General features: G+C 61.8%; 13 protein-coding genes and 1 tRNA gene. 10 read left to right on the plus strand and 4 right to left on the minus strand.

All coding sequences use genetic code 11. The features are described from left to right. The 6 genes from BLW08_RS22490 to BLW08_RS22515 all read left to right on the plus strand — a co-directional run. The coding region (locus tag BLW08_RS22490) for a signal peptidase I (protein ID WP_254780020.1) at positions 1–633 on the plus strand (633 nt) is incomplete at its 5' end. Beyond that, entirely contained in the window at positions 617–1,021 is a 405-nt protein-coding gene (locus BLW08_RS22495; protein ID WP_175538812.1) for an Hpt domain-containing protein, read from the plus strand. The genes BLW08_RS22490 and BLW08_RS22495, both read left to right, overlap by 17 nt. A 90-nt stretch (positions 1,022–1,111) precedes the next feature. After that, positions 1,112–1,579 carry a hypothetical protein gene (locus BLW08_RS22500; RefSeq protein WP_090826314.1) on the plus strand — a complete coding sequence of 156 codons (468 nt, stop codon included), beginning with the start codon at positions 1,112–1,114 and terminating at the stop codon, positions 1,577–1,579. A gap of 64 nt (positions 1,580–1,643) precedes the next feature. Next, positions 1,644–2,135, plus strand: a complete 492-nt coding sequence (locus BLW08_RS22505; protein WP_090826310.1) for a DUF2306 domain-containing protein — start codon at positions 1,644–1,646, stop codon at positions 2,133–2,135. A 300-nt stretch (positions 2,136–2,435) separates the two neighbouring features. Next, complete coding sequence (locus tag BLW08_RS22510; RefSeq protein ID WP_175538813.1) at positions 2,436–3,212, plus strand: aminotransferase class IV; 777 nt, start codon at positions 2,436–2,438, stop codon at positions 3,210–3,212. Between the two features lie 333 nt (positions 3,213–3,545). Next, positions 3,546–3,779 carry a hypothetical protein gene (locus BLW08_RS22515; protein WP_175538814.1) on the plus strand — a complete coding sequence of 78 codons (234 nt, stop codon included), beginning with the start codon at positions 3,546–3,548 and terminating at the stop codon, positions 3,777–3,779. Between the two features lie 156 nt (positions 3,780–3,935). Here BLW08_RS22515 and BLW08_RS22520 read toward each other — a convergent pair whose 3' ends face one another. After that, positions 3,936–4,691 (minus strand): class I SAM-dependent methyltransferase, encoded by a 756-nt coding sequence (locus tag BLW08_RS22520; protein ID WP_090826329.1) that lies wholly within the window; start codon positions 4,689–4,691, stop codon positions 3,936–3,938. Between the two features lie 560 nt (positions 4,692–5,251). Then, positions 5,252–5,506: a hypothetical protein gene (locus tag BLW08_RS23995; protein WP_175538811.1), complete on the minus strand. Its 255-nt coding sequence runs from the start codon at positions 5,504–5,506 to the stop codon at positions 5,252–5,254. Between BLW08_RS23995 and BLW08_RS24385 the strand changes: the two genes are divergently transcribed. Further along, positions 5,451–5,693, plus strand: coding sequence for an META domain-containing protein (locus tag BLW08_RS24385; protein ID WP_368086909.1), 243 nt, complete (start codon positions 5,451–5,453; stop codon positions 5,691–5,693). The genes BLW08_RS23995 and BLW08_RS24385 overlap by 56 nt on opposite strands. Before the next feature lie 1,396 nt (positions 5,694–7,089). Here BLW08_RS24385 and BLW08_RS22540 read toward each other — a convergent pair. After that, a tRNA-Thr gene (locus tag BLW08_RS22540) sits at positions 7,090–7,166 on the minus strand. Between the two features lie 230 nt (positions 7,167–7,396). Beyond that, positions 7,397–8,275 carry a DsbA family protein gene (locus tag BLW08_RS22545; protein ID WP_175538817.1) on the minus strand — a complete coding sequence of 293 codons (879 nt, stop codon included), beginning with the start codon at positions 8,273–8,275 and terminating at the stop codon, positions 7,397–7,399. Positions 8,276–8,451: 176 nt separating this feature from the next. Between BLW08_RS22545 and BLW08_RS22550 the strand changes: the two genes are divergently transcribed. The 3 genes from BLW08_RS22550 to BLW08_RS22560 all read left to right on the plus strand — a co-directional run bounded on the left by BLW08_RS22550 (position 8,452) and on the right by BLW08_RS22560 (position 12,021). Further along, entirely contained in the window at positions 8,452–9,945 is a 1,494-nt protein-coding gene (locus tag BLW08_RS22550) for an alpha,alpha-trehalose-phosphate synthase (UDP-forming) (protein WP_091328343.1), read from the plus strand. Continuing rightward, positions 9,935–10,732, plus strand: a complete 798-nt coding sequence (gene otsB, locus BLW08_RS22555; protein ID WP_090826290.1) for a trehalose-phosphatase — start codon at positions 9,935–9,937, stop codon at positions 10,730–10,732. The genes BLW08_RS22550 and otsB overlap by 11 nt, the downstream gene beginning before the upstream one ends. A 206-nt stretch (positions 10,733–10,938) precedes the next feature. Beyond that, positions 10,939–12,021 carry an ABC transporter ATP-binding protein gene (locus tag BLW08_RS22560; RefSeq protein WP_017199921.1) on the plus strand — a complete coding sequence of 361 codons (1,083 nt, stop codon included), beginning with the start codon at positions 10,939–10,941 and terminating at the stop codon, positions 12,019–12,021. Positions 12,022–12,108 lie beyond the last annotated feature (87 nt).

Consider the following 12,108-nt stretch of genomic DNA (forward strand, 5'->3'; position numbering starts at 1 on the left):
GCCGTCGGGGTCAAGACCCAGCCCGCCGCCGTCGAAACCCCCGCTGAAGCAGCCCCCACAGCCGGCGCCTTCCGCCGGATAGCCGGCAAAACCGCCAAGGGCATCGGCGCCGGCATGCTGATCCTGGCCGCCCTGGTGTTCCTCTTCCTGGCCATCGGCCCCCGCATCCTCGGCTACCAAACCTCCACCATGCTCACCGGCTCCATGGCCCCACTGATCAACCCAGGCGACGTCGTCGTCACCGTCCCCACCCCCATCACCGACGTCAAAGTAGGCGACATCATCACCTACCACATCCCCGTCGAAGACCAACGCGTCGAAACCCACCGCATCACCAACATCACCACCACCGCCGACGGCGGCATCGCCGTCCAAACCAAAGGCGACGCCAACAACGGCATCGACCCCTGGATCGCCACCCTCCAAGGCAAAACCGTGGACAAGCAAATCGCCACCATCCCCTACGTCGGCAACGCCATCCGCGCCCTCCGCGAACCCCTGGTCATGAACACCCTCATGTACGGCGCACCCGCCATCCTGGTCATCGGAATGCTCACCTCCATCTGGACCAAAAACCCCAACAAGACAGCCCCGGAAGGCGCCATGGAGGCTGGCGATGAAGTCAAAGCGTAACTCCGGCGAGCTGGACCTTGGCAGGCTTCAGTCCCTTGCCGAGGAACTGGGAAACCCTGCACCTGCGCTGCGTTTCTTGTCCAAGTACATCGCCATGCTCCCCCAACGGGTCGACCGGATCGTTCATGCCTTGGATGAACACGACGCTGAAGAGACGACGACGGCCCTCCTGAGTCTGAGGATCAGCTCCGCCATGGTGGGCGCCGTGGAAACAGAGCACCAGTGCCGGGCCATGGAATCAATGATTCGGGAAGACCATTTTGACGATGCTGCCCATGCCCTTCCCACCCTGCGGCAGACCACCGACCGCTGCGTGGCATCCCGGACCGATCTCATCAGGGCGGCACACACCCGGCTTACCCGTCGTCGTGGTTTCTTCCACTCTTGAGCGGACCTTGATTGTTCACCAAGGTCTTTCCTGAGGCCGGTTGGGGACACTGGGAAGCGGAACAACCACTCAACCGGGACGGAACGCGCAATGCAGGGCAAGGGCATCATCTGGCAGGCACCGGTCATCATCCTGGCCGCAGTGCTCCTGTTGATGGGGGTCCAGGTTTCACCCGCTCACGCCAGGTTCAACGACACCGAAACTGGTGCGATGGCCGTCGCTGCGGCCCGGATCCCGGCCCCTGCAGCCAACACTGTCACCGTCACCAAGTCCTGTGATTCGTTCCTGTGGTTCGGCCAGGCAAAGATCAGCGTCGGCGCCTTCACTGCTGTCCCCTACGCGAATTACCACGAGCTGAAGATCATCGACCCCGACGGCGTCGTACAGTTCACCGGCGACATGAGCAAGGCGTCCGGAAAGTCCTACAGCTCGGGAGTCCAAAGCGTGAGCAGCCTGTCCGGGACGTGGACGTACCAAATCCGCGGCTACTACAAGGTTCCCAACTCCATCAACGCCTGGACCGGTCAGGCTCTCACAGGAACGCTGAGCTGCCCCTGATCCCGTGCAGAATGGACTGCCGCAGCAGCCGGATAGTCGCCATCCCACTCGCTAGGCTGGCCATATGCCTTCGCCGTGGACCTTCCTTATCGCTCTGCATGCCATCGCAGCGGGTTACGCCCTGATCTTCGGCGCCGTGAACCTGCTCCGCCGCAACAAGGGCAACGCAGCGCACAAAATCCTGGGGCGCATCTGGGCGGTGGCCATGTACATCGTGGTCCTCACCTCCTTCGGGATCCGAACCATCGACGGCGGCTTCAATTGGCTCCATGCCTTGTCCGTGCTGACGTTCTGCACCCTGACGATGGGCCTTGTGACCGTCCGCCGCGGCAATATCCGGGCGCATCAGCGCTTTATGACCGGCAGCTACTTCGGCCTGGTTGGCGCGTTCATCGGCGTCGTTGCTGTGCCGGATCGACGACTCCCCCAGATGGCCATCCACGACCTGGCCGGCCTCACGCTGTGGGTGGCCACCCTTGTACTCACCGCCGGACTCACCATCGCCGGTCTGATGCAACTACGGCAGAAAGCGAGCGCGCCTGCCCGCGGGCTGTGACGGCCCTGCTGCCGTACATCTGGGTGCCACGAACGCCTCACAGAATGCGGTAGCCGGACTCCGTGGCTGGCTATCATAAGGTCCATGCCAGGCCGCTGACCATCAGGAACGCCCCTACGACGGCAAATCCAAGCGTCATGGTCCCCCTTCAGGCCGTGGTCGTCACACCATCCTACGAGCCCCTGCTTCTGACCGCGCGGCACGTGCTGACACTGCAGGCCTCTGCCCAACCGACTCAGGTAGGCTCCATCCGATGGGGATAAAACTATCCGTTGGCACCGATCCGGCATGGGCTCAAGAATGACTGAACACGTTCGTATACGAGTCGACGGGGTGGTGGTTCCAGATGACACTCTGGCACAGCTCGCTATGGTGAACTACGGCCATTTCACCGCTATGCAGATCCGCAGCGGACAAGTCCGCGGTTTGACCAAGCACATCAATAGGTTGCAGCTATCGCACACCGAACTGTTCGGAACAACCATTGACCCGGCCACCATCGTGAACCATATCCAGCAAGCCACGCTCGGGACGCCGGACTCGTACCTTCGAGTGACACTGTTCGAGACCGATCCGGGGGTAGTCCGCATCATGACGGTACTACGCGACCCGGTCGACCCGCCGTCGGCAGCGGTCAGCGTCGTTCCTGTTGTCTACCAGCGCCCCGTCGCACACATCAAGCATGTCGGCAGCTTCGGCCAGCTCTACTGCGGCCGGCTGGCAAGGAACCAAGGCTTCGATGATGCGCTGCTGACCACACCGGACGGCGAGATCTCCGAGACCAGCATCGCGAACATTGGTTTCATCGACAGCAACGAGCGGATCATCTGGCCATCGGCTCCGTCCTTGCACGGAATCACGTGGCAGCTCCTGGACGAGGCCCTCGAAGGTACGGCGACGAAAGTCCGCCGACGGCCCGTGATGCTGGATGAGGTGTCCGGATTCGTCGGAGCTTTTGTCGCCAATTCTGTTGGCGTTGCACCTGTCCGCAAAATCGGTGGGCTTGCCTCCTATGATGCGACAGCAGCACGCGATGTGGTCAAACTGTATGAAGCAATCAGTTGGGACAACATCTAGTCCCGGACAATAGCAACAACGCCCCCCTGCCTGACGCCAGCTACATCGACACCTTTGGATGCTTTCGCCGACCGGGCACGACGCCGGAAAACTCACGCTAGGTGCCCATAATCCGCCCATTCCGAGAGATGCCTCGGGACTTCGCAGAAATGCCCGACGTCGACCTGTCGTCCCTGACGTTCGAACCGGGCCCGCTCATCATCGCCAAGACCCTCCGCCACCGGCCAGCCGAACTCGCCGGAAAGTAGCGCGGAGGCCATCACCGCGGTAGTTCTTGCGTAGGCTCGTTGCTTCGTAGTGATTCACCTGATGCACCTGGGGGTATGAGGATCCGTGGAGAAAATTCTTGTTGTTGTAGCCGGGGGCATCGGAGTGATCATTGGGGTCCTCATGATCACTCACCGTGCCTCCCTGGCCAAGCTCATGTCCGGAGCGCAGCGATCCACATTCGGCACGGTAGGAGACAGAGTTGCGGCCCGACCGAGCCAAGGAATGCTGGCGGTAGTTGGCGCCGGCGCCATCCTGATCGGTGCCGCCATCATCGTGCTGGTTTTAACCCGTGCTTAGGTGCCCTGGACGGCCTGCCTCGGACGCGGAACCGCTCCCCGTCATCGAGAACAACACCCTGGACTTCAGCCTCCAAGAGCCCTTGAAGATCATGACATGGCCTTCGTCAGTCCCGCTGGGGCCCGCCATCCCGAAGGTCCATCGAGAGTCCGGTGCCTATACCTTGCTCGCGACCACCATGTAGTTCTCGGCCTCAAGATCGAACGTGCTCATTTCCGTCCGGAGTCCGGCTCGGTGCAGCTCGACTTCGAGTTCCTCGTACCGGTAGGGCCAGCAGGACAGCCGCTCCGAGCGGACAAGAACCAGCCCCGTCGCATCAACTTGGGCGATCGCAATCTCGATGTGGTGCTCATCCTCCCAATCCGGCGCGATCTCCCAGCGGTAGACCACGACGGCATCGCGGCCGTCCCGGCGGACGAGTCGGTCCCAGATGTCCAGCCGGGAACCTCTTGCCCTCACGCGTTCCCAAGTGCGGGATGTGAGCACCAAGCGCCCGCCCGGGCGCAGAAGCCGTGACATCGACTCCAGAGCAGCACCCCTGCCTTTCGCGCCCACGGCATGGTGAAGCGAGTTGCCAACGCAGAACACCATGTCGAAGGTGTCGTCCTCGAAGTGGTCGGGCAACTCTTCCCAGTTCGCCCGCACGGCCCGGACGGATGCCCCGAACTCCCCAGACAACTCAGAAGTCCGGCGAACCATCGCTTCGCTGGCGTCAGTTGCGTCAACCTGCATGCCACGGCCGGCGAGTCCAACCGCCAACTGTCCTGTTCCGCACGAACAGTCGAGGACGTGAGCGTTCGACGGCAGGAGGCTGAGGACGTCATCGAACGACGCAGCGAACTCGGCGGGAGGCAACTTTGCATCCGAGATGAGCCATTCGTAAACCTCGGCAAGCACATCGTAGTCCGTCACAACCACTACCTCCTTCACGGAGCAGACCCACGGCGGGATGTCAGTCCATCAATGGAGCGAGCCGGGCACCAACAGTTTTGGCAAGGATAACCGTTCGAGCCTGCCCCGGATAGCGCGGCATCCGGGCTCGACTGGCAGTCTTCTTCACTGAGCCAATTGTTCGTCTGACAGTTCCCGCATCGCATGCGGAACCCATGGGCGAAGTCAACGGGGCGCTCGATAAGCGAGCTATGAGTTCCCATGAAGGAGTTGGTCAGGCTGCGCCGGCACATTGGATCTCTCACTCTGGGGCTGTTCGAAAGCCGCGTACGCGTCCACTCTGCTGGCATGCTGCCGGCCCGGTGACGCCATTCCGGCTCGGCGGCCGTTGTTCATTCAGACGTTCCGATTCTTTACCCGCCGGATCGGGCGTGGGCATAGCATTGCTGGAATTGATCAGTGGAGGGCGGGCAAATGGGTTGGAAAGTGCGCGCCTGGATGTGGGGCATACTAGTGAGTTGCTTTGCACTGTCTGCTTGCGGGCAGACAGTGAATCCTTCCCCTGGAACCTCAGCACTTAGTCAAGCACCGGAGAGCCCGCAGACCACTTCATCATTGGTTCCAACTGCAACCGCCCTGCCGGGGCCAGAATGTACGTCACCCTCGGAGAGCACCCTTGCCTGTGGCACATTCAAGAGCGTTGAGGGCACGGGAACAATGGCCTGGGTTACAGCTGAGCCGGCCACGCTAACACTGGAGCGCCAGGCCGGTTCGATGCTGATGTCGATGACGACTCCCTGCAACGGGTTCTCTTCACCGGCTACGGTTACTGCCACCCATCTGCATCTTGAGCAATCCAAAATGGTCGTGGGTGCAATGGCCTGCCCGGAAGCCATAGCAGTCAAGGAACGAGCCGCATCGGATTTCCTTCTCGCCTCCCCTGCGTACTGGCTCGCTAACGAAACGCTCTTGCTGACGACACCGGGCGGTAGCGTAAAGTTCGTCCGCGTTGGCGGTCCTTGAGTTCCGCACCAATTTACTCTCTGTTATCTCGCCCCCCCCTGCACCAAGTCAAGGACTTGGCCTCCCAGCTGGCAGATGGTGTCCCTGATTCGCTTCTTCGAATCATGAGTCCACTTCACTGGCCTGTTGACCCTCTCCTCACCCGTGTAGCGAGCTGTGTCTGTTCTGCGCCACCGGTGGAGGGCCTGGTGGGTGAACGAGAGGGCCGTTACCCATGAGTCGAGGCTGGGCTAGATCCGGTGTCGGCCTCATTGGCTTTATGAGCGGCTGGTCGGACCGTGCTCAGGATCTGTCTTGGGACGTGTTAGTTTCATGCTGACGCCCAGTGCTGCGACACCAATAAGCAGTCCAGCAAGGAAGAAGCGCAGGAACGTCAATTCTGGGACAGTCAAGACCGTCCCTGCGATAACCAAGACCAATATGATTTGCGGCCAGGAAAGGCTAAAAATCTTGCGCATGTGTACCTCTCATGTCATTCCGTCTCTCAGGTAGTCCTTTGATGAGGCACCCTATTACAGCTGACACACCCCCTACTGCGGCAACCCGCCCGGTCCCGGCAACATCGGACCTACACCCGCCATAAACAAGCCGAAGGCGCAGGAGTTTGAACCCGTGTTCTGCGGATACGGCACGTCGTCGACACCTGCACAGCCGGGGGTGCTGAAGGGGTCGCACCCATTACTCTCGCCTCCATCGCCGTATTTAAGGCCAGATGGTTCTGTATTGAAGGTCGGATTGACTCCGGCATACAAATGCAAAATCCGCGGCACCCGCGTCTGGGTGGCTCCCGACATCATCGCAGCCCTGGACGCCTTCGCTGACCGGCCAGGACGCCGGAACACGCACCGCAGAGGACGTAAAGCTGTCTCAGGGTGCTCGAGGCTCCTTGGCCTCACACCAAAGCAATTGTGTCCCTCATGCCGGCCCGAATGCTCAGGCTTTGAGCTCTTGGTCTACGGCTCTTCTGGCCTGGAGCTTGGCCGATGAACTCCCCCAGAACAAGCCAGGCAATCGTCACTACAAACGCGAAATTCCCAAGGGTTGGGTCACCACCGGTGACGCCGTTGATCAGCAGGAACCACACGACGAGATCTGCCACGACGATGGCCAAAGTAACCGGCCACAAAGGCCGCCGCCACGCATGCATTCTATGTCCCAGCATTTCCGCTCCCCCAAAGCTAGACACTCAACGGGCCTCGGCCCGTACTCGGCTCCCAGTCTTCAGAGAAGCCACCGGCGCCGCAAGTCACAGACCTGACGCCGGGAACGCCCTGTGGATCGGACGAGCTACTGGAACAGCAACCTGCTCTCCCGTGCTGTAAACGTGTAGTGCCCTGCCTTTCAGACACAAAAAACCCCTCCATCCCCGGCAAAATCGCCGGTATGGAGGGGTTCGTGGAGCCCCCTGTCGGATTCGAACCGACGACCCCCGCTTTACAAGAGCGGTGCTCTGGCCAACTGAGCTAAGGAGGCACGCGCGAAAACGCGCAGGGCCATACGCGAAAAACGCGCTGGACCGCGCTGCCAAAACAGCGCTAGATAAGGGTAGCCCAGACCATCCCCGTCACGGAAATTCACCCCAGCCCCGAGCCCCTTCTGCCAAACCAGCCCCGCCGGCCAAACCAGCCAAGCCCCATCCCCAACAACAGCGGCCGGCCACCTCATCGAAAAGGTGACCGGCCGCCGTCGTACGTTCTTTCGCGTTAGCCCTTGGCGGTGATCGCCGTCTGGATCTCAGCGTTCAGGTCGGTGCTGCCATCCCACTGCTTGCCATCGATGAACACAGTCGGGGTGCCTGTGATGCCGATGGCCGCAGCTTCCTGCGTGGCCACCTTCACCCAGGGGCGGAACTGTTTGCTGTCGACGCAGCTGTCAATGTTGGCCGCACCGACCTCGGTGGCCATGGCCTTCAGGTCCTTATCGGAGATACCGGCGCTGCCTTCGGCCGGCTGACGCTCAAAGAGCAGGTTGAAGAATTCGGCGTACTTCTCGGGCGAGGTGTTCACAACGCAAGCAGCTGCGTTGGCTGCCCGGGAAGAGTAGTTGGTGGTGGACTGCTGGTCCAGGAATCCCAGCGGCCGGTATTCCAGCGAGATTTTTCCTTCGTTACGGAGGTTAGTGAGGGACTCTCCGTAGGTGGTCTCGAATCGCTCGCAGACCGGGCAGATGAAGTCGATGTAGGCAACAACCTTGACCGGCTTGCCGGCTTCGGCTTCGCCACCGGGAACCGTGACGGTTGCCGGCTTGGTGGCTGCCGGCGAGGGAACGTCTGCCACGTTGACGGTGGCGGGCTCAGACTTCACCACTTCGGTGTTGGCCAGCAGCGTCACGCCGCCGTGGACGTTGCCGTTGGCCGGCGTGGGGCCCTGATCGGCCACGGGCGCGTTGTTCTGAATATTGCCCACAACCACAAACGCCACCACAGCGATGATGAGCACCACGGCCACCACAATGCCCCAGCCAACCAGAAGCTTGTTGCGCTTATCCTTCTTCAGCTGGGCTTCGCGGATTTCGCGCGCTTTCTCCCGTGCCTGGGCGGTGCGTTCAGCCTTGGACAGGCGTGGTTCGTTTGCGGGGCTCATCAGTTCCTCGGGGTACTCGACGTCATAGTGCATAGCTAGGGCAACGGGGTCAGTTTACGGGAGCAAACTTGAAGATCTGCCGCAGACCCTCTTGCCCGGTTGTTGAACGATCAACTGCACGTGAAGATTCCGCCGGTAGGCTGGGAGTTGAGTCACAGCAACCCCAGGGAGCATTAATGCAGGATTTGGCAAGCGAAAAACTCAAGACCGAAGACGGCGTCCGGGCTTCTCCCGTCAAGAAGCCCACGGCAACCAAGTTCGACTTCATGGTGGTCTCCAACAGGTTGCCCGTTGACCGCATCAGCGATGACAACGAAGAAAGCGGATGGCGTCGCTCGCCCGGCGGACTGGTCACGGCGCTTGCGCCGATGATGACAAAGTCCGACGGCGCATGGGTGGGTTGGCATGGCGCCCCGGACGAGACTGTGCGCCCATTCAGCCACGAGGGCATGGACCTTATCCCGGTCCAGTTGAGCAGCGATGACGTGGAGCTGTTCTACGAGGGCTTCTCCAACGCGACCATTTGGCCGCTCTACCATGACGTCATTGCCCCGCCGGAGTTCCACCGCACGTGGTGGGATTCGTACCGGAAGGTCAACCGGAAGTTCGCCGACGCCGTCGCCCGCCACGCAGCGGACGGCGCCACGGTCTGGGTCCAGGACTACCAGCTCCAACTGGTTCCGAGACTGCTGCGCGAAGCAAGGCCGGACCTCAAGATTGGCTTCTTCAACCACATCCCGTTCCCTCCCCCGGAGATCTTCGCCCAGCTGCCCTGGCGCCGGGAGATCATCGATGGCCTGCTCGGCGCGGACCTCCTGGGCTTCCAGCGCCCCAGCGATGCCGGCAACTTCATGCGTTCCGCGCGCCGCTTCCTGGGCGCCAGCGTCAAGCAGCAGCAAGTCCATGTCAAGGGTCCGGACGGGGAGGTGACGCACATCGCGAGGGCGCAGGCGTTCCCTATTTCCATTGACGTCGCGCAGATCCGTGAGCTCGCCGCGAGGCCGGACATCATTGAGCGGGCCCAGCAAATCCGCAAGGATCTGGGCAACCCCAAGACCATCCTCCTGGGCGTGGACCGGCTGGATTACACCAAGGGCATCCGGCACCGGCTGAAGGCGTTCGAGGAACTCCTGGCAGACGGGCACATCAAGGTAGAGGATGCCACGCTCATCCAGGTGGCAAGCCCCAGCCGCGAGCGCGTGGAGCAGTACCGGCTGTTACGTGAGGAAATCGAAGGCACCGTAGGCCACATCAACGGCACCTACGACACCATCCAGAACACGGCCGTCCGTTACCTGCACCACAGCTACCCGGTGGAGGAAATGGTGGCGATGTACCTTGCGGCGGACGTCATGTTGGTGACGGCGCTGCGCGATGGCATGAACCTGGTGGCCAAGGAATACGTCACAGCCCGGTCGGAGGACGACGGCGCACTGGTCCTGAGCGAGTTCGCCGGCGCTGCCGATCAGCTTAAGCAGGCGCTTCTGATTAACCCGCACGACATCGACGGCCTCAAGTCCACCATCCTGCGCGCCATCAACCTCTCCCCCAAGGAAGCACGCCGCCGAATGAAGCTGATGCGCAAGCAGATCCTGGATCACGACGTCGATCATTGGTCGGCTGAGTTCCTGGCCGCCCTGGAGGAAAAGGTGGTGCGCGATGACAGCTGAGAATCTGTCACTTTCGCCGGAACTACTGGAGGCCGTTCGGCGCATCGCCGGCACGGAACACCTTTTGGTGGCCCTCGATTTCGACGGCACCCTCTCTCCGATCGTGGACCGCGCCGAGGACGCCCGTCCCCTTCCTCGCTCCGCCGAGGCTTTGGAGGCCCTCGCCGAACTGCCACGCACGACGACGGCGCTTATCTCGGGCAGGGCATTGGACAGTCTGCGGCTGGTCGCCTCGCCTCCCAAGGACACGCTGCTAATTGGCAGTCACGGGGCCGAAGTCTGGCTCGGGGAGGGATCTGTGGGCCTGGAACTGGACCAGGAACAGCGCGAAAAGCTGGCCGCCGTCCGCGAGGTCCTGATGGAAATCGTGAACATCGCTCCGGGGACCTTGCTCGAAGACAAACCGGCCGGCGTCGTCCTTCACACCAGGTTGGCCGATGACGACGTCGCGGAAGACGCCGTCGAGGCCGCCACTCGGGTGTTGCGCGAGCATCCTGGTGTCTACCTGAAGACGGGCAAGCGCGTACTGGAGACCTCGGTGGTCCACGCATCCAAGGGTGAAGCCGTGGAGTTCCTTCGGCAGGCTACCGGCGCCACAGCAATCCTGTTCGCGGGTGATGACGTGACTGACGAGGACGCGCTGGGGCGGCTGATGGGCGACGATGTTGGCATCAAAGTGGGCCTGGACTTCACACAAGCGCCGTATCGGGTGGAGGCGCCCGTTCACGTGGCAGAGCTGCTGGAAGCGTTGCTGCGGGAGCGCCGGCGGGTCACCGCACAGACTTAGCGGGTGACAGACGCAACATGTGACGTTCGTAACATTTAGGTGGTTAGTCAAAAAGTCTGACATACTCTTGGATGTGATGTGACGCACAGTACCGTGCGACGTCACACGATCCTCCCCGGCCACTGGCCGGGGAGTTCAACTGAAGAAAATGAACCATTCACAACGGATCGTCCGGCACGTACCTGCCGGTGAAGGGATTGATAACTGTGGCTACAGTTACTTTTGATAACGCTACGCGTCTGTACCCGGGCACAGATAAGCCCGCCGTCGATAAACTCAACATCGACATCGCCGATGGCGAATTCCTGGTCCTCGTTGGACCCTCCGGTTGCGGTAAGTCCACCTCGCTGCGCATGCTCGCAGGTCTTGAGGACGTGAACGCCGGCCGCATTCTGATTGGTGACCGCGACGTCACGGACGTTCCGCCGAAGGACCGCGACATCGCCATGGTGTTCCAGAACTACGCTCTTTACCCGCACATGACTGTTGCGGACAACATGGGCTTCGCCCTGAAGATCGCCGGCGTTTCCAAGGAAGAGCGCGCCGAGCGTGTTCGCGAAGCTGCCAAGCTCCTTGACCTTGAGCAGTACCTGGACCGCAAGCCGAAGGCACTCTCCGGTGGTCAGCGCCAGCGTGTTGCCATGGGCCGTGCAATCGTCCGTAACCCCCAGGTCTTCCTCATGGATGAGCCGCTCTCCAACCTTGACGCCAAGCTCCGCGTCCAGACCCGTACGCAGATCGCATCCCTGACCCGCCGCCTGGGCGTCACCACGGTTTACGTGACGCACGACCAGGTCGAGGCCATGACCATGGGTGACCGCGTGGCTGTGCTGAAGGACGGCCTGCTGCAGCAGGTTGACACCCCGCGCAACCTCTACGACCGCCCGCAGAACGTCTTCGTTGCAGGCTTCATCGGCTCCCCGGCCATGAACCTGCTTGAACTGCCGGTCGTCGACGGCGGCGTCCAGTTCGGCGGAACGGTTTACCCCGTGCCGCGCGACGTCCTCGAAGAGGCTCACGGCCAGACCGTCACCGTTGGTTCCCGTCCGGAAGACCTCGAGACCGTCGGCAACGGCGAAGGCCTCCAGGTTGAGGTTGATGTGGTGGAAGAACTCGGCGCCGACGCCTACGTCTACGGCCACACCATCCTTGATGGCAAGAGCCACGACATCGTTGCACGCGTCGACGGTCGCCGCCCTCCGATGAAGGGTGAGTCCATCTTCGTTCGTCCGCAGTCCGGCCACGTGCACCTGTTCGACACGAAGACGGGCCTGCGCCTGGGCGACTAGTCCCCGGCGCTGACGCGTCTGTACGTTCCGCAGTTTGATAGCGGCCCGACCCTTCCCGGTCGGGCCGCTCTCACGTTAACCTAACTC

Origin of the sequence: Arthrobacter sp. cf158, assembly GCF_900106835.1 — a bacterium.
Lineage (GTDB): Bacteria > Actinomycetota > Actinomycetes > Actinomycetales > Micrococcaceae > Arthrobacter.